Consider the following 18,728-nt stretch of genomic DNA (forward strand, 5'->3'; position numbering starts at 1 on the left):
ATAAAATAGACTAATATAGTTATTAATTACTTTTTTACGACAGGAATTTTGTGATAATATGTAATATAGAAAGTGTAATTTTAAAATGTAATATTAAGAAATATAGGTGTAAAATACGTTACATGAGATATATTAAGGGAGGATTAACATGATAAAAGTTATTGCATCCGATATGGATGGAACACTATTAAATGAAAAGCATGAAATAAGTGAAGAAAGCATAGCTTCTATAAATAAGGCAGGGGAGGCTGGAATTACTTTTGTTATTTCAACAGGACGAGAGTATAGCAGTGTAGAGACACTTCTCAAGAACAATAATATAAGATGTCAATGTGTACTTATGAATGGCGCTGAGTACAGAGATGAAAATGGAAATATTGTTGAAACAATTAACATAGAAAAAAGTACTGCAAGAAAAATTATAGATATAATGAAGGAAGCAAAGTTAACAGCACGAATATTTACTAACAAAGGGGTATACACCATTGAAAGTAAAGAAGAAGCATTAAAGGAAGTAGCATATAGAACTCAATCTTTTGATCCGAATTTAACGTTAGAGGAAGCTATAGAATTAGCTAAAAAACAACCATATTTTATTCAACTTAAATATGTTAAGAATATAGATGAATTTTTTAATAGTGATATAGAAGTAAGAAAATTCGTAGCTTTTCATAAAGATATAGAAACTATAAATAAAATGAAGAAAATATTAGGGGACATAGAGGGTTTAGCAGTTTCATCTTCTTTTATAGACAATATAGAGATTACAGATGTGAGAGCACAAAAAGGAATTATATTAGCTAAAGTTGCACATAAAATGGGTATAAACAAGGATGAAGTATTGGTTCTTGGAGATAGTTTTAATGATTATTCTATGTTCACTGAATTCACAGAATCTGTAGCTATGGGAAATGCAATTCCAGAAATAAAAAAAATAGCAAAGTACATAACAGATACAAATGCAAATAATGGAGTTGCAAAAGCAATTTATAAAGTAATAGAACAACAAAAATAATTTTAGGTATTCTTTTATTTATGTAGTATTTTTAAGAAAAAAATTAAGATACATTTGTTCTTATTAATATAATTTATTATTTATAGGATTAACATATAGATAGATGCTAGAGATATTGAATAAATCTAAATGAACAATAATTTTTAGAATATATAACTTAAAATTCACTTTTAATATAGTAAGAATTAGAGGATAGATTAATCCATCCTCTAATTTTACATTTAATTTAAATACTATATTAAAACAGAGCTTAAAAATAAGATAAAAATTTAATATTATAACTTTATAAGATGTGGTTAATTAGAAATTAGAGTAAAAACTTGTCTTATACTATTCACTTACTTCATCTGAAATTATAAGTTCAATATTATAATTATTAAAATAATCAATATATTTACTTGATGGATAAGAATTTGTAATAACGTAATTTAAGTCTTTTAAATTACCAAAAGTCATTAAGGCAACAACGCCAAATTTTGAATCATCTGCTAGTAAAAAGCATTTAGTACTTCTAGAAATAGCTACTTTTTTAATTTTAAATTCATCAGGAGATGAATGAGTAAGACCATTTTCTAATGAAAGTCCAGTACAGGCCATAAAGCATTTATTTAAATTATAAGATGATAATATTTCAGCAGCACTTAGTCCTGTAAATGAAGAGGTTTTTCTACTAAATCTTCCTGATAAACATACTATATCGATATTATCATAAGGTATAGCTTTTAAAATAGCATTAATACTATTTGTGAATAAAGTGATATTTTTTTTATCTTTTAAATAATCAATTATATTTAAAGTAGTAGTTCCTGAATCTACAAATATAGAATCCCCATCTTCTATAAATTGAGCTGCTTTTTCTGCAATAGACAATTTGGCATTATTGTTTTGAATATTTCTTTCTTCAAATGAAAGTAATTCACTTTTAGAATTTATGGTAACACCACCATATACTTTTTTAATTACGCCTTTATTAATTAACACATTTACATCTCTACGAATTGTATTTTTTGACATCTTGAATTCTTCACATAATTTATCAAGTGATATGGTCTTGTATTTATATATATAGTCTTCTAATAAATCAATTCTCTTTGAACGCATTAAAATTTCCTCCTTTCTGAAATTCAATTATTATAAGTTAAGTATTTATTAATTAAATATTATAACTAAAGAAAATAAAAGTCAAAGACATTATCATAATTATACCAACAAATACTCAAAAATGATATTATAACCAAAAAATATTACAATAAATTCATATAGACTATTGACATCTCATAATAAGATACCTATAATAAAACCATAAGATAACAAAAACTTAATCAAAAGTTAACCAAAAAAGGAGGAGAACAATGTCAAATGAGTTTATAGTGCCAAGTAAGATTTTAAGTGGAAAAAATTCATTAGAGAAAAGTATAGAGTATTTAAAAAAAATTGGTAGTAAGGCTTTAATTGTTACAGACGATGTAATGGTTCAATTGGGAAATATAGATAATGTAGTTAATATTTTAAATAAAGAAAAAATTAAGTATAGCATTTATCATGAAATCAATGGTGAGCCTACAGATGTAATGATAAAAGATGGGGTAGAATTATATAAAGGTAATCAATGCGATTTTCTTATAGCTGTGGGAGGAGGAAGTCCTATAGATTCAGCTAAGGCAATTGCAATGATGGTAAGTAATGAAGGCAAGATAGCAGATTATATGGGTAAGCAAATAAATAATAAAATATCACCAATAGTTGCAATACCAACAACTGCAGGTACAGGATCAGAAGCTACTCAATTCACTATTATTTCGGATACTGAAACTGATGTGAAAATGCTTATAAAAGGAAGTTCATTAATGCCAACACTGGCAATTGTAGATCCAAGATTTACAATGACAGTGCCAGCAAAAATAACAGCAGCAACAGGATTAGATGCATTAACACATGCAATAGAAGCATATACGTCTAAAAAATCTCAACCACTTTCTGATACATTTGCGTTATCAGCAATAAAGAGAATATTCAAATCTTTGCCTATAGCTTTTAATGAGCCAAGCAATGAAGATGCAAGGAATCAAATGGCTATCGCAGCTCTAGAAGGAGGAATAGCTTTTAATAATTCATCAGTTACAATAGTTCATGGCATGAGTAGGCCTATAGGAGCACTATTCCATGTAGCACATGGATTATCAAATGCAATGTTATTAAAAGAATGTTTTACATTTGTATTAGATGGAACTTATAGTAGATTTGCAAATCTTGCAAGAAAAATAAACATAGTGAGTGATGCTGTATCAGATGAAATAGCTGCTAAAAAATTTGTTGAAGAAGTAAGTCATCTATGTAAACAATTACAAATACCTAGCTTAGAGGAATATGGGGTAGATAAAGATAAATTCTTTAATAATCTAGATAAAATGGCTAGTGATGCACTTGAAAGTGGAAGTCCAAATAATACAATTAAGAATATTACACATGATGATATTGTTGAAATATATAAATCACTTTGGAGGTAATAAGACATGCCATTAATTAATATGAAATCTCTTTTAAAAGAGGCACGTAAAGGGAATTATGCAGTTGGAAGTTTCAGTGTAGCCAATATGGAAATGGTAATTGGAGCTATAAAAGCAGCAGAAGAATTAAAATCTCCAATTATATTACAAGTAGCTGAAGTTAGATTAAATCATTCTCCATTACATCTTATTGGACCTATGATGATAAAAGCTGCTGAAAAAGCTAATGTTCCAGTAGCAGTACACTTTGACCATGGACAAACCATAGAAAATATAGAAAAAGCTCTAGACTTAGGATTCACATCAGTGATGATAGATGGGTCACACTTAAATATTAATGAAAATATCAAAATAACTAATAAAGTAAAAGAGCTTACTAAATCATATGGTGCTTCAATTGAAGCGGAAATTGGTCAAGTTGGAGGAAGTGAAGATGGAAGCAAGGATATAGATATAAAAGTTACTAGATTAGAAAATGCTAAAAAATTCTTTGAAGCTACAAATGTAGATGCACTTGCAGTAGCAATTGGTAATGCACATGGGGTATATAAAGGAGAACCTAAGTTACGTTTTGATGTTTTATCAAAGTTAAATGATAATTTAGAAGTTCCATTAGTATTACATGGCGGTTCTGGAATTAATGAAAACGATTTTAAAAAATGTGCTACAACAGGAATTAGAAAAATAAATATTGCAACTGCAACATTTAATAAAGTAAAGGAAGGTGTACAAGAATTAAATAATTCATTAAAAGAATATGACTATTTTATGTTACATGAAGCAGAAATACAAGCTGCATATGAAAATGTAAAAAAACATATAGAAATTTTTGGAAGCAAAAACAAAGCATAAGGAGGTTAAAAGTAACCATGAAGTATATTGAATTTGATAAAACAAGAAAATTGGATATAGTTCCAATAGGAAGAGTTGCAATTGATTTTAATCCAGTTGATATCAATAAGCCACTTTCAGAAAGTAGTACTTTTAAAAAATATTTAGGAGGGTCACCCGCTAATATAGCAGTTGGACTTTCAAGATTAGGAAAAAAGGTTGGATTCATTGGTAAAGTATCAAAAGACCAATTTGGAGAATTTGTAGTTAATTACTTTAAAAATGAAGGTATAGATACTTCACAAATAAAATATGCACAAAATGGAGAATCATTAGGATTAACATTTACTGAAATAGCAAGTCCAACAGATAGCAGTATCTTAATGTATAGAAATGAAATTGCAGATTTAGCATTAGATGTTGATGAAATAGATGAACAATATATTAAAAACGCTAAGGCTATAGTAATATCAGGAACAGCATTAGCTCAAAGTCCATCAAGAGAAGCGTCTTTAAAAGCACTAGAGTTAGCAAAAAAGAACAATACAGTTGTAATTTTTGATGTAGATTATAGAAAATACAATTGGAAGAATAAAGATGAAATAGCTATCTATTATTCAATAGTTGGAAAACAAAGCGATATTCTTATGGGATCAAGAGAAGAATTTGATTTAATGGAACATTTAATTGCAAAGGATAGTAGTGATGAAGAAACAGCTAAGAGATGGTTAAGTTTTGGAAATAAGTTAGTTGTGATTAAACATGGAAAAGAAGGATCTACAGCTTATACTAATGATGGAAAATCATTTAAAATAAAGCCATTTCTAGTTAAATTGCTTAAATCATTCGGCGGTGGGGATGCTTATGCATCAGCATTTATATATGGAATGCTAGAAAATTGGGATATTATGGATGCACTAGAATTTGGAAGTGCATCAGCAGCAATGTTAGTAGCTAGTCATAGTTGCTCAAATGATATGCCAACTGTAGAAGCGGTTAATGAATTTATAAAGGAAGAAAAAGAGCAATATGGAGATATGATTGCTAGGTCATAAGGGAGGAAAAAATAATGGTAGATGATATTAAATTTTCAAATGAGGGACTAAAAGTAATTTCTAGTATTGATGGAATCAATAAGGGAATGTTAATGGATATTTCTATAAGAAAATTAGAAAAAGATAAGGAAATAGAGTTACATGAAGAGTTTAAAGAAATAGCAGTTTTATTAATCGAAGGAAAGATTAAAATTAATTGGGAAAATGAAAGTAAAATTATAGAAAGAAAAAATGTTTTTGAAGAAAATCCATATTGTTTACATGTATGTAAAGATAAGGCGATAAAAATTACTGCCTTAAGAAGTAGTGAATTACTTATACAAGCAACTGATAATGAAAAGAAATTTACATCAAAATTATATACTCCAGAAGATGTGATAACAGAAGTATCGTCAGTAGATATATGGGATTCAACAGCAGCTCGTCAAATAAAAACTATATTTGATTATAGCAATGCTCCATATTCTAATATGGTAATGGGTGAAATAATATCATACCCAGGAAGATGGTCAAGCTATGTACCACATCATCATCCGCAACCAGAAGTATATTACTATAAATTTGATAAACCACAAGGTTTTGGAGCATGCTTCATCGGAGATAATGCATACAAGGTAATAGATGGCAGCTGTGCAGCTATACCGGGAGGCTTAGTACATCCACAATCAACAGCACCAGGATACAGAATGTATTATTGTTGGATGATAAGACATTTAGAAGGAAATCCTTGGAATGCAACAAGAACTTATGAGGAAGCACATGAATGGTTATTAAAAGAAAAATAAGGTGAGGTGAATAAGAACGATGATAATGACTACAGCTCAAGCATTAGTAAAATTTTTAAATAATCAATATGTTTCATTTGATGGAAAAGAAGAAAGATTCATTGATGGCATATTTACTATCTTTGGTCATGGGATAGTTGTAGGTCTTGGACAAGCTCTTGACGAAAATCCGGGAAATTTAAAAGTTTATCAAGGAAGAAATGAACAAGGTATGGCACATGTTGCAACAGCTTTTGCTAAACAAAATAATAGAAGAAAAATTATAGCTTGTTCAACATCAATAGGTCCTGGAGCTGCTAATATGGTTACAGCGGCAGCAACAGCTACAGTAAATAATATTCCATTACTTATGTTTCCGGGAGATTCATTTGCAAGTAGACAACCAGATCCAGTCTTGCAACAAATTGAACAATCTTACAATATGGGAATAACAACTAATGATGTATTTAAGTCAATCTGTAAATATTGGGATAGAATTAATAGACCAGATCAATTAATGTCTGCAATGGTTAATGCAATGAGAGTATTAACAGATCCAGTAGATACAGGTGCAGTATGTATAGCTTTACCACAAGATGTTCAAGGAGAATGTTTTGAATTCCCAGAATATTTCTTTAAAAAGCGTGTGCATAAAATTACAAGGCAATTTGCAGCAGAAGAAGAATTTGAAGAATGTGTAAATTTAATTAAAAATAAAAAGAAACCTATAATTATTTGTGGCGGTGGAGTGAGATATTCTGAAGCTGGAGAAGTATTAGCAGATTTTGCAGAAAAATTTAATATTCCAATTGGGGAAACGCAAGCCGGAAAAAGTTCACTAAAAGCAAGTCATCCAATGAATTTAGGTGGAATAGGGGTAACTGGTAATTTAGCATCAAATACAATAGCTAAAGATGCTGATTTAGTAATTGGAATAGGAACAAGATTTTCAGATTTTACTACTTCATCAAAAGCTTTATTTAAAAATCCAAATGTTGAATTTGTTACGATAAATTTATCTAGGTTTCATGCAAGCAAATTAGATGCTTACAAAATAGTTGGAGATGCAAAAGTTTGCATAAATCATTTAAATGAGCTTCTTACAAGAGAAAATTATATTTCATCATATAAAGAAGAAATAAAAGATGCAAAACAAGCATGGAAAGAAGAAATGAATAGGTTAGTTAATATAAAATATGGAGATAATTTTACTCCAATTATAAAATATAGAAATGAAAAAAGTGTTGAGGAATTTAAGGAATTAACAAATGGAGTTATAACTCAAACCTCTGCTTTAGGATTAATAAGAGAAGTAATTGATGATGATGCAATAATTGTAGGTGCTGCTGGAAGTTTACCGGGAGATCTACAAAGAATGTGGGAGACAGATTCAATAAATTCATATCACATGGAATATGGATATTCATGTATGGGATATGAAATAGCTGCAAGTTTAGGAGCTAAATTAGCAGAACCTACAAAAGAGGTATATTCAATAGTAGGTGATGGAAGTTATTTGATGTTACATTCAGAACTTATAACATCAATTCAAGAACATAAAAAGATAAATGTATTATTATTTGATAATTGTGGATTTGGATGTATTAATAATTTACAAATGTCTAGTGGTATAGGTAATTTAGCTACAGAATTTAGATATAGAAATGATGAAACAAAAAAAATGGATGGTGATTTAATACCAATTGATTTCGCAAAAGCAGCTTCTGGATATGGTTTAAAGACATATACAGCTAAAAACTTAGAAGAATTAAAGGAAGCATTAATTGATGCAAAGAAGCAAATAGTTTCTACTTTAATTGATATTAAAGTATTGCCAAAGACAATGACTGATGGATATGATTCTTGGTGGCATGTAGGTCTTGCTGAAGTGTCAAATACAGAATCTGTTAAAGAAGCTTTTGAAAATAGCCAAAAACAACTTAAAAATGCTAGAAAATATTAATGTTTATATATAAATATTTTAAATTAATCTGTTTAGCGTATGCTACATAAGATATATGAAGGGTGGAAATTAAAATGATTAATGTAGGAGTAATAGGTGCAGGAAGAATAGGTAGAATTCATTCAAAATCAATTCAAGGTTCAATAGAAGGGGTACAAATAAAAACAGTTGCTGATGTTTTTAAAGATTCTGCAAAAAAAGCATCAGAAGAATATAATATCCCAAACTATACAGATGATTATAAGGAAATTCTTAATGATCCAGAAATTGATGCTGTAATTATATGTTCATCAACTGATACACATTCACAAATATCAATTGAAGCAGCTGAAAAAGGAAAACACATATTCTGTGAAAAGCCAATAGACTATGATGTTGAAAAGATCAAGAAAACGTTGTCAGCAGTTAAAAAAGCAGGAGTAAAATATCAAGTTGGATTCAACAGACGTTTTGACCATAACTTTAATAAACTTAGAGAATTAATCCAAGATGGACAAATTGGAGATCCACATATAATAAAGATAACTTCAAGAGATCCACAAGCTCCACCAATTGAATATGTAAAAGTTTCAGGTGGAATGTTTTTAGATATGACAATTCATGATTTTGATATGGCTACGTTTTTAAGTGGAAGCAAAATTACAGAAGTATATACTCAAGGCGCATGTATGATTAATCCAGAAATCGGAAAAGCAGGAGATGTAGATACTGCAATAATATCTTTAAAATTTGAAAATGGCTCTATAGGTGTTATAGACAATAGTAGAGAAGCTTCTTATGGATATGATCAACGAATTGAAGTATTTGGATCAAAAGGATATGTTAAGGCTGATAATGATACTAATACTACTGTAACTATAGCATCAGAAGACGGAATTATTGCTGAAAAACCTAAATACTTTTTCTTAGAAAGATATATGGACTCTTATATTAATGAAATGACACAATTCTTTAATTGTATTAAAGAAGATAAAGAAGTTCCAGCTAGTGGAGTTGATGGATTAAGAGCTGTACTTGTGGGATTAGCAGCAACAAAATCTTTAAAAGAAGGTAGACCAGTAAAAATAGAAGAATAGAGTTTTAAAAAATAAAAAATTGTATAAATGGGGGAACTTTAGATGTTGAATTTAAATATAAAATTAGGAATTGCACCAATAGCATGGACAAATGATGATATGCCGGATTTAGGAAAAGAAAATACATTTGAACAATGTGTAAGTGAAATGGCTTTAGCTGGATTCACAGGATCAGAAGTAGGTAATAAATATCCTAGAGATGTAGAGGTATTAAAAAAGGCCATAGGATTAAGAAATATTGAAATTGCTAGTGCTTGGTTTAGTTCGTTTTTAACAACAAAACCTTATGAAGAAACTGAAAAAGCATTTATAGAGCACAGAGATTTTTTACATGCAATGGGAGCAAAGGCTATTGTTGTATCAGAACAAGGTCATAGTATACAAGGACAAATAGATACACCTATATTTGATGGAAAATATAATTTTAATGAAGAAGAATGGAAGACTTTAAGTGAAGGATTAAATAAACTTGGTAAATTAGCCTTAGAAAAAGATATGAAGGTTGTTTACCATCATCATATGGGTACGGGGGTTCAAACAGAAGAAGAAATTGACAAGCTTATGAGTTTAACTGATGACAAGCTAGTATATCTTCTATTTGATACAGGACATCTAGTTTATTCAGGAGTAGATCCTTTAAGTATATTAAAGAAATACGTTAGAAGAATAAAACATGTTCACTTAAAAGATATAAGAAAAAAAGTAGTTGAAGAGGTTAAAGCTGAAAAGTTAAGTTTCCTAAAAGGAGTAAGAAGAGGAGCTTTCACAGTGCCAGGAGATGGGTGCATAGATTTTGAACCTATATTTAAGATGCTTAATGAAAATAATTATGAAGGTTGGATGATTGTTGAAGCAGAACAAGATCCACAAATAGCAAATCCATTAGAATACGCAATTAAAGCAAGGAAGTATATAAAGGAAAAAGCAAATATTTAATCGATTTCATATATTATTCTATTTTATAAGGATGTGCATTATATTTTGTAATTAGATATTAGTGCTCCATTTTATAATAATTGAAGTATTTAAAGATAAAGAAAATATAATGTACATCTCATTTCAATATACCATAATCAAAATTTATATTGTAATAGGGGGAAAAGGGATGTTTACAGTAGTTAGTTTTATATTTTTTGTGGTTTTAGTTGGTGCAATATCATTTTATAAAACTAGAGGTTCAAATACTGAATCAGCAGATGGCTATTTTTTAGCAGGAAGAGGATTATCTGGCGTAGTTATTGCAAGTTCTATAATGCTTACTAACTTGTCTACAGAACAAATAATAGGATTAAATGGACAAAGCTATATGACTAACATGGGACCAATGGCTTGGGAAGCAACAGCTTGTATATCCTTAGGAATTTTAGCGTTAATATTTTTACCTAAATATTTCAAAAGTGGAATTACAACTATTCCAGATTTCTTAGAAGAGAGATATGATACAGTAACAAAAAGAATAGTATCATTATTACTTCTTTTAGGATATGTAATAACGTACATACCTACAGTATTATATTCAGGTGCAATCGTTATAAATCAGATATTCGGAATATCAGACAAATTAGGAATAACAGATTTTCAAGCAATTGCAATAACAGGATTTGTAATAGCAGCAATAGGCTGTGTATATGCAGTTGCTGGAGGATTAAAGCTATGTGCTGTATCAGATACAATTAATGGATTAGGACTATTAATTGGTGGATTAATGGTACCAGTACTTGGAATAATAGTTATAGGACATGGAAATTTTGTTGATGGATTTAATGTGTTATTGTCAAATCCTCAAAAATTAAACTCAATAAATCCAGCTAATGCACTTTCACCATTAGTTCCTTGGCCTGTATTAATGACAGGATTATTATTTAATAACTTATTCTATTTCTGTACTAACCAATCTATTGTTCAAAGAGCATTAGGTGCTAAGAACTTAAAAGAAGCACAAAAGGGTGCGATATATGCAGGATTTTTAAAATTACTAGGACCATTCTTCCTTGTTTTACCTGGAGTTATTGCTTTCGCAAAATATGGAACTAAATTACAAAATGCAGATATGGCATATCCAACATTACTAATAGATGTATTACCTAAATCTTTATTGGGATTTTTCGCAGCAGTATTATTTGGAGCTATTATGAGTTCATTTAATGGAGCTTTAAATAGTTCAGCTACATTATTTACTTTAGATCTTTATAGACCGTTATTAAGACCGGAATCAACAGATAAGGAATTGGTTCGTATTGGAAGAAAATTTAATATAATAATTGCAGTAATAGCTACATGTGTTGCACCATTTATATTATATGCACCTACAGGATTATATGGATTCTTACAAGAATGTTTTGGATTTTATAACATTCCAATTTTAGCAGCTGTAGTCGTTGGATTTTATTCTAAGAGAGTACCCCAAATTGCACCTAAAATTGCATTTTGCATTCATATAGTTTTGTATACGTTATCAAAAATTATTATAAAAGATGTGCATTTTCTTTATGTATTAGGAGTTTTATTCCCAACTTGTGTAATTGTTATGCTTATAGTTGGAAAAATGTATCCTAGGGAGACTGATTTTGTTCAAGAGAATAAATCAGTGGTAGATTTAACACCTTGGAAACATGCAAAATTAGCAACTTATATTATGGTAGGAACAATGTGTTTATTATATTTAGTCTTCTCACCATTAGGTATAGGAGCCTGGTAAGAAAGACTAAATATAAATATTAAAAAGTATTTAGTTAATCTACTGATATAGATTAACTACTTTAAAGTATATCTATCACCTATATAATAACAAATTTATTACCGTCAATCAATGAAATTTAAAAAATGCATAAACATTATAATGCCATGTTTACTATAATCTAAAATAGTAGTTGATGGGCGGTTTATACAATATTAAATAAAACTTTACTATTAATAGATAGAATTAAATAAATTAAAAATTAGAGGAGGCAGGTTAAAATGGAAAATATTATTTTAGAAGAAGAAAATGGTATAGCAAAGATTTGCATAAATAGACCTAAGGCTCTTAATGCATTAAATACTCAAACATTAAAAGAATTAGGTGAAGTAATAAGTGAAATATCAGAGAGAAAAGATATCCATGCTGTAATTATAACTGGTTCAGGTCAAAAGTCTTTTGTTGCAGGAGCAGATATAACTGAAATGAAAAATAAAACAGCTATTCAAGGAAGAGAGATGGCAATACTTGCTCAAAAGGTATTTTCGAATATCGAAAATATGCCTCAAGTTGTTATAGCAGCAGTAAATGGTTATGCTTTAGGTGGTGGATGCGAATTATCAATGGCTTGTGATATAAGGTTGGCATCTTCAAATGCAAAATTTGGACAACCTGAAGTGAGCTTAGGAATAATTCCAGGATTTGCAGGAACTCAAAGACTTCCAAGGTTAGTAGGAAAGGGAATTGCAAAGGAACTAATTTTTAGTACTGATAAAATAGATGCACAGGAAGCATATCGTATAGGGCTTGTTAATAAGGTTTATGAGCAAGATGAATTAATGCAACAAGCAGTATCTTTAGCTAAGAAGATAATGAAAAATGGAATATATGCAGTAAGTTTAGCAAAATCATCTATAAATAATGGATTAAATATGGACACAGAATCAGCATATGCTTTTGAGGCAGATTTATTTGGTTTATGTTTTTCTACTGAAGATCAGACAGAAGGAATGACAGCATTTGTTGAAAAGAGAAAATCTTCCTTTAAGGGATGTTAAAAATTAATTAAGGCACATTCAAAAGAATAATAGACCAGTATGTTTGTCTATTTGGTCCATTATTTTCTTTCATGTACCTAAAGCATAGTAGAACTAATTAATTTGAAGGGACTGATATAAGTGAGAAAAGTAAAGATTCTAACAGGTTATGAAGCTGCAGAACTTGTTAAAGACAATGATGTACTAGTAACTGGAGGATTTGTAGGAAGTAGTGCCCCTGAGACACTTAATAAGTCTATTGAAAAGCTTTTTCTTGAAACAGGACATCCTCAAAATATAACATTAGTACATGCAGCAGGTCAAGGCGATGGCAAAGGAAAAGGCTCAGATCATTATGCACATGAAGGATTACTTAAAAGAGTTGTTGCAGGACATTGGAATCTTGCACCAAAGCTTGGAAAGTTAGCAGTTGAAAATAAGATAGAGGCATATAATCTGCCACAAGGAACAATTTCTCAATTATTTAGAGATATTGCAGGAAAGAGGGTTGGAACCATAACACATGTAGGATTAAATACATTTGTAGATCCAAGAATTTGTGGTGGTAAGTTAAATGATAAAACAACAGAGGATGTTGTAAAACTTATAAATATAGAAGGTGAAGAAAAATTATTATATAAGTCTTTTCCAATCGATATATGTTTTTTAAGAGGTTCTTTTGCAGATAGAGATGGAAATGTTTCATTAGAAAGAGAAGTAGCAACACTTGAAGATACATCAATTGCTCAAGCATGTAAAAACAATGGTGGAATTGTTATAGTTCAAGTTGAAAAGATAGTTGAATCAGGCACAATTGATCCACGTCTTGTAAAAATTCCGGGAATATATGTTGATGGAATTGTTGTTTCAAAACCAGAAGAACATGAACAATCATTTGGATGTGAATTTAATGCTGCATTAACAGGGGATATAAGAATTCCTTTAAATAGTGTAGAGAAGGCACCTTTAAATGAAAGAAAAGTAATAGCCAGAAGAGCAGCCATGGAATTAAATGCCGATACTATTGTGAATTTAGGGATAGGCATACCGGAAGTGATATCACTAGTTGCTAATGAAGAAGGAATTGGTGAATATATGACTTTAACTGTAGAGGCAGGGCCAATAGGTGGAATTCCACAAGGATGCTCAGCTTTTGGAGCAAGTATAAATCCAGAAGCAATTATAGATCAACCATATCAATTTGATTTTTACGATGGTGGTGGTGTTGATATGGCTTTTTTAGGACTAGCTCAAGTTGATAAAGAAGGAAATTTAAATGTAAGTAAATTTGGAACACGTATTGCAGGATGTGGAGGATTCATAAATATAACGCAAAATTCTAAAAAAGTATTATTTTGTGGAACATTTACAGCTGGAGGATTAAAAGTAAATATAGGTGATGGGAAATTAAAGATTGAACAAGAAGGTAAAGTAGTGAAGTTTATTAATAATGTTGAACAAATAACATTTAGTGGAAACTATGCAAGGAAAATGAATCAAGATGTTATGTATGTAACTGAAAGAGCTGTATTTAAATTAAAACAAGATGGATTATATCTTACTGAAATAGCGCCAGGAATTAACTTGCAGAAAGATATATTAGATTTAATGGACTTTAAGCCTAAAATGGAGGGGGTGCCCAAGACAATGGATGAGAGAATTTTCTGTGAAAAGCCAATGGGATTGAAAGAAGAAAATTAGTCTAATACAGATTAAATAAAATATAAAAGAATACTAACTGGCTAATTTCTAAAATATGCCTAAACATCAGAATCTTGAGTCAAAAACAGATAAGGTAACTAGAAATATACAAATATAATTTATATTTAGGAGGAATTTTATAATGGATTTTAATTTAACAAAACAACAAGAAATGATAAGAAATATGGCAAGACAATTTGCTGAAACAGAGCTTAAACAAAGGGTGATTGAAAATGATGAAAATAGTGAATTTCCACTTGATGCATATAAAAAAATGGGAGAACTAGGATTAATAGGACTTCCATATCCAAAGGAATATGGCGGAACAGGAGGAGATTATTTATCTTATGTTTTGGCAGTAGAAGAAATTTCAAAGATAGATGCTTCTGTTGGTATTTCATATTCAGTAACTACTTCACTTTGTTCAGGAGGAATAATGAATGCGGCTTCTGAAGAACAAAAAAAGAAATATCTTCCAGATATACTTTCAGGAAAGAAATTTGGCTCTTTTGGATTAACAGAACCAAATGCTGGTTCAGATGCAGGGGGATGTATAACTACAGCTGAAAGAGTTGGAGATTACTATATATTAAATGGTGCAAAATGTTTTATTACTAATGGACCTTTATCAGAAACATTTTTAGTATTTGCATTAACTGATAAAAGTAAAGGAGCAAAGGGATTATCAGCTTTCATAGTTGAAAAAACTTTTGAAGGTTTTTCAATAGGAAAGATAGAAGACAAATGTGGTATAAAATCTGCTCAAGTTTCAGAATTAGTATTTAAAAATTGCAAAGTGCCAGTTGAAAATTTAGTAGGAGAAGAAGGAAAAGGTTTTGGGATAGCAATGAAAACATTAGATGGTGGAAGAATAGGAGTTGCAGCACAAGGTCTTGGAATAGCTGAAGGAGCATTTGATATTGCTAAAAAATATATGAAGGAAAGAGAACAATTTGGAAAACCATTATGGAAAAATCAATATTTAGCATTTAAAATGTCAGAATTAGAACTTGAAATTGAACAAGCTAAGTATATTTTATACAAAGCTGCAATGGATAAACAAGAAGGAAAACCTTATTCTGTTTCAGCAGCTAAAGCAAAACTTGCTTGTACAGATGCAGCTATGCATGTAACAGTTGAAGCAGTTCAAATGCTAGGTGGAAACGGATACATGAAAGAATATAATGTTGAAAGAATGATGAGAGATGCTAAAATAACTCAAATATATGAAGGTACAAACGAAATACAAAAATTAATTATAAGTGGAAGCATCTTTAGATAAGATAAGTGAAAAAAATATTCAAAAATTAAAGATATTATAGTATTTGCTACTGTAGTAACACAATGTAGAAACTTTAATTGAACATATATCTATGTTATATAAAAATAGGTACTTTTTTAATATAAAAAGTATCTATTTTTATGTAGAACTATATAGTCATACATAAAATTGTAAAACACAATACGATATTGCATAATAATACATGATACGACATTATATTATGTCCCATTATATAGCATTATATAATATAATATGATAATTATGTTTTTTATTCTATATTTTCGAATAATATGTTATAATTTTTTTGTAATAATATACACTAAAGAATAATAGAGGAGGAAGAATATGAAAGAAGTACTAATTGTTGATGATTCCATGTTTATTAGAGTCACACTAAGAACTATGTTGGAAAAAAACGGTTTCAAAGTTGTTGGAGAGGCTGAGAATGGAAGAGTTGCTATAGATAAATACAAAGAATTAAAACCGGATATAGTTACAATGGATATAACAATGCCTGAAATGGAGGGTATTGAGTCATTACAAAAAATAATAGAAATAGATCCTGACGCAAAAGTTATTATGTTATCTGCAGTTGGACAAGAAGATAATGTTAAAACTTCTATAATGCTTGGAGCAAAAACCTTTATTGTTAAACCATTTAAGGAAGAACATTTGCTTAAAGTATTAAATAAAATATAAGTTTTTTTAATTTTTGGGAGTGATTTTATTGGGCAACAATATAAGCAATGAACCTATGTTGGAGATGTTTATTTTTGAGACACTTCAGTTAATAGAACAATTAGAGCAATGTGTACTAAGTAGTGAAAAATCTAGTGAATTTAAAGTTAAGTCAGTAAATGAAATATTTAGAATAATGCACACTATTAAGGGCTCAGCTGCCATGATGTTATTTGATGATATAGCAATGCTTGCGCATTCTATTGAGGATTTATTTTATTATTTAAGAGAAAACAAACCGGATAAAATAGATTATTCAATGTTAACAGATATTGTTTTAAAAGGTGTAGATTTTATTAAAGATGAAACAAATAAATTGAAGAATAATGAGAAAGCAGATGGGGATCCATCTTGTTTTATAGAAGAAATAAAAAACTTTTTAATTGAATTAGAGTCAAATAATACGCAGGAGCTTGATTCAAAAAGTGATAATGAAAATCATTGTGTTGAAGAGGGCTTTACTGAAAGTTGCAAGATTAATAAGTGCTATAAAGCACATATTTATTTTGAAGAAGACTGTGGAATGGAAAATATAAGAGCTTTTGGAGTTATACGTGATCTGAATAAAAAAGCGGAAGAAATACGATATATTCCTGATGATATTAATGATAATGATGATAGTAAAGATATTATTAAAAATGAAGGATTTAAAATCTTTTTTAAATCTGATGCTGACTTTGAAGAAATAAAATCATTTTTTGAAAAAACAATATTTTTAAAAGATTTTGAATTAATTATTGCTGAAGATACAGAAGAATGTAAACAAGTATTAGAAAAAAAAGAAATTATATTAGGAGATGTGATTGAAATTGTTGAAAATACTAAAAAAATTTCTGCTTGTGAGCATCTAGAAAAGGAAGGTAACTTTGAATCCAATAAACAGAGTATTATAAGTGTTAATGTTGACAAACTAGACAAGCTTATGGATTTGGTAGGTGAATTAGTTATATCGGAAGCTATGGTTACTGAAAATACTGATCTTCAAGGATTAACATTAAACAATTTTTATAAAGCATCTAGACAACTTAAGAAAATAACAAGTGAACTTCAAGATACTGTAATGTCAATTAGAATGGTGCCATTAAGCTTAACTTTTCAGAAAATGAATAGAATTGTTAGAGACATGAACAAAAAACTAAATAAAGAAGTTGAATTACAAATTATTGGTGAAGAAACAGAGGTTGACAAAAATATTATAGAACATATTGCTGATCCTCTTATGCATTTGATACGAAACTCAATTGACCATGGTATAGAGTCAAAAGAAGAAAGAATATCCAAAGGCAAGAATGACCCTAGTAGAATAACGTTAGAAGCTAAAAGTGCTGGTGGAGATGTATGGATTATTGTAAAAGATAATGGTAGAGGATTAGACAAGAAAAAAATACTAGAAAAAGCTATAAAAAATGGCCTTTTGAACAAACCTGAAAATGAATTAACAGATAAAGAAATATATTCATTCATAATACTACCAGGGTTTTCTACAAATAGAGAAATAACTGAGTTTTCAGGTAGGGGAGTTGGAATGGATGTAGTGCTAAGGAATATTCAAAAGGTAGGAGGAACTGTATTAATAGATAGTGAACCTAATAAAGGAACTACAATTTCACTTAAAATACCTCTTACAATGGCTATTATAGATGGTATCAATATTAAGGTCGGAAATTCTAGATATACTGTACCAACTATAGCTATAAAAGAATGTTTTAAACCTAAAGAAAATGATGTGATCATTGACCCTGATGGTAATGAAATGATGATGATTAGGGGCAAGTGTCTTCCTATAATAAGACTTCATAAGCTTTATAAATTAAAAAACAATATTGAAAAAATTCAAGATGGAATTATTATGATAGTAGAAAATGGAGCTAAAACTTTTTGCATTTTTTTCGATGAATTGTTAGGCGAAAAAGAAGTAGTGGTTAAAGCACTTCCTGCATATATTAAAAAAGTAAAAGGTATAGGTGGATGTACATTGCTTGGAGATGGAAATATAAGCTTAATACTAGATATAGCGGGGATATGTAGCTGATAATAAGACATATGAAAGAAAACAACAAGTTAAAGATTCCTAAGAGGAAG

At 29.5% G+C, this 18,728-nt stretch carries 15 protein-coding genes; 14 read left to right on the top strand and 1 reads right to left on the bottom strand.

The window, feature by feature from the left end; translation table 11 throughout:
• Nucleotides 1-148: 148 nt before the first annotated feature.
• Nucleotides 149-1,015 carry a Cof-type HAD-IIB family hydrolase gene (locus tag BM027_RS09875; protein ID WP_090091362.1) on the top strand — a complete coding sequence of 289 codons (867 nt, stop codon included), beginning with the start codon at nt 149-151 and terminating at the stop codon, nt 1,013-1,015.
• 330 nt (nt 1,016-1,345) lie between these two features.
• On the opposite strand, the gene BM027_RS09880 is transcribed toward BM027_RS09875, so the two are convergent.
• A complete protein-coding gene (locus tag BM027_RS09880) occupies nt 1,346-2,116 on the bottom strand; it encodes a DeoR/GlpR family DNA-binding transcription regulator (protein WP_090091363.1) in 771 nt (256 codons plus the stop codon).
• A 251-nt stretch (nt 2,117-2,367) separates the two neighbouring features.
• On the opposite strand from BM027_RS09880, the gene BM027_RS09885 reads away from it, so the two are divergent.
• The 13 genes from BM027_RS09885 to BM027_RS09945 all read left to right on the top strand — a co-directional run bounded on the left by BM027_RS09885 (nt 2,368) and on the right by BM027_RS09945 (nt 18,678).
• Complete coding sequence (locus BM027_RS09885; protein WP_090091364.1) at nt 2,368-3,522, top strand: iron-containing alcohol dehydrogenase; 1,155 nt, start codon at nt 2,368-2,370, stop codon at nt 3,520-3,522.
• Nucleotides 3,523-3,528: 6 nt separating this feature from the next.
• Nucleotides 3,529-4,374, top strand: a complete 846-nt coding sequence (locus BM027_RS09890; RefSeq protein ID WP_090091365.1) for a class II fructose-bisphosphate aldolase — start codon at nt 3,529-3,531, stop codon at nt 4,372-4,374.
• 17 nt (nt 4,375-4,391) lie between these two features.
• A complete protein-coding gene (iolC, locus tag BM027_RS09895; protein ID WP_090091366.1) occupies nt 4,392-5,408 on the top strand; it encodes a 5-dehydro-2-deoxygluconokinase in 1,017 nt (338 codons plus the stop codon).
• 14 nt (nt 5,409-5,422) lie between these two features.
• Nucleotides 5,423-6,193, top strand: coding sequence for a 5-deoxy-glucuronate isomerase (locus BM027_RS09900; RefSeq protein ID WP_090091367.1), 771 nt, complete (start codon nt 5,423-5,425; stop codon nt 6,191-6,193).
• A 19-nt stretch (nt 6,194-6,212) separates the two neighbouring features.
• Entirely contained in the window at nt 6,213-8,135 is a 1,923-nt protein-coding gene (iolD, locus tag BM027_RS09905; protein WP_207647596.1) for a 3D-(3,5/4)-trihydroxycyclohexane-1,2-dione acylhydrolase (decyclizing), read from the top strand.
• A gap of 74 nt (nt 8,136-8,209) precedes the next feature.
• Complete coding sequence (iolG, locus tag BM027_RS09910; RefSeq protein ID WP_090091369.1) at nt 8,210-9,211, top strand: inositol 2-dehydrogenase; 1,002 nt, start codon at nt 8,210-8,212, stop codon at nt 9,209-9,211.
• Nucleotides 9,212-9,253: 42 nt separating this feature from the next.
• A complete protein-coding gene (iolE, locus tag BM027_RS09915) occupies nt 9,254-10,147 on the top strand; it encodes a myo-inosose-2 dehydratase (protein ID WP_090091370.1) in 894 nt (297 codons plus the stop codon).
• 169 nt (nt 10,148-10,316) lie between these two features.
• A complete protein-coding gene (locus BM027_RS09920; protein WP_090091371.1) occupies nt 10,317-11,909 on the top strand; it encodes a solute:sodium symporter family transporter in 1,593 nt (530 codons plus the stop codon).
• Nucleotides 11,910-12,169: 260 nt separating this feature from the next.
• Nucleotides 12,170-12,946, top strand: a complete 777-nt coding sequence (locus BM027_RS09925) for a short-chain-enoyl-CoA hydratase (protein WP_090091372.1) — start codon at nt 12,170-12,172, stop codon at nt 12,944-12,946.
• Nucleotides 12,947-13,066: 120 nt separating this feature from the next.
• On the top strand, nt 13,067-14,626 hold the full coding sequence (locus tag BM027_RS09930) for an acyl CoA:acetate/3-ketoacid CoA transferase (RefSeq protein WP_090091373.1): 1,560 nt from the start codon (nt 13,067-13,069) through the stop codon (nt 14,624-14,626).
• A 142-nt stretch (nt 14,627-14,768) separates the two neighbouring features.
• Entirely contained in the window at nt 14,769-15,908 is a 1,140-nt protein-coding gene (locus tag BM027_RS09935; protein WP_090091374.1) for an acyl-CoA dehydrogenase family protein, read from the top strand.
• 345 nt (nt 15,909-16,253) lie between these two features.
• A complete protein-coding gene (locus tag BM027_RS09940; protein WP_090091376.1) occupies nt 16,254-16,607 on the top strand; it encodes a response regulator in 354 nt (117 codons plus the stop codon).
• 28 nt (nt 16,608-16,635) lie between these two features.
• On the top strand, nt 16,636-18,678 hold the full coding sequence (locus tag BM027_RS09945; RefSeq protein ID WP_090091378.1) for a chemotaxis protein CheA: 2,043 nt from the start codon (nt 16,636-16,638) through the stop codon (nt 18,676-18,678).
• The last annotated feature ends 50 nt before the right edge of the window (nt 18,679-18,728 follow it).

This window comes from Clostridium uliginosum (assembly GCF_900112485.1).
In the GTDB taxonomy this organism is placed as follows: domain Bacteria; phylum Bacillota; class Clostridia; order Clostridiales; family Clostridiaceae; genus Clostridium; species Clostridium uliginosum.

Excerpts from the sequence above, each read along its gene's own strand:
- BM027_RS09875 (WP_090091362.1), top strand. The coding sequence starts at position 149 with ATGATAAAAGTTATTGCATCCGATATGGATGGAACACTATTAAATGAA.
- BM027_RS09880 (WP_090091363.1), bottom strand. The coding sequence starts at position 2,116 with ATGCGTTCAAAGAGAATTGATTTATTAGAAGACTATATATATAAATAC.
- BM027_RS09885 (WP_090091364.1), top strand. The coding sequence starts at position 2,368 with ATGTCAAATGAGTTTATAGTGCCAAGTAAGATTTTAAGTGGAAAAAAT.
- BM027_RS09890 (WP_090091365.1), top strand. The coding sequence starts at position 3,529 with ATGCCATTAATTAATATGAAATCTCTTTTAAAAGAGGCACGTAAAGGG.
- iolC (WP_090091366.1), top strand. The coding sequence starts at position 4,392 with ATGAAGTATATTGAATTTGATAAAACAAGAAAATTGGATATAGTTCCA.
- BM027_RS09900 (WP_090091367.1), top strand. The coding sequence starts at position 5,423 with ATGGTAGATGATATTAAATTTTCAAATGAGGGACTAAAAGTAATTTCT.
- iolD (WP_207647596.1), top strand. The coding sequence starts at position 6,213 with ATGATAATGACTACAGCTCAAGCATTAGTAAAATTTTTAAATAATCAA.
- iolG (WP_090091369.1), top strand. The coding sequence starts at position 8,210 with ATGATTAATGTAGGAGTAATAGGTGCAGGAAGAATAGGTAGAATTCAT.
- iolE (WP_090091370.1), top strand. The coding sequence starts at position 9,254 with ATGTTGAATTTAAATATAAAATTAGGAATTGCACCAATAGCATGGACA.
- BM027_RS09920 (WP_090091371.1), top strand. The coding sequence starts at position 10,317 with ATGTTTACAGTAGTTAGTTTTATATTTTTTGTGGTTTTAGTTGGTGCA.
- BM027_RS09925 (WP_090091372.1), top strand. The coding sequence starts at position 12,170 with ATGGAAAATATTATTTTAGAAGAAGAAAATGGTATAGCAAAGATTTGC.
- BM027_RS09935 (WP_090091374.1), top strand. The coding sequence starts at position 14,769 with ATGGATTTTAATTTAACAAAACAACAAGAAATGATAAGAAATATGGCA.
- BM027_RS09940 (WP_090091376.1), top strand. The coding sequence starts at position 16,254 with ATGAAAGAAGTACTAATTGTTGATGATTCCATGTTTATTAGAGTCACA.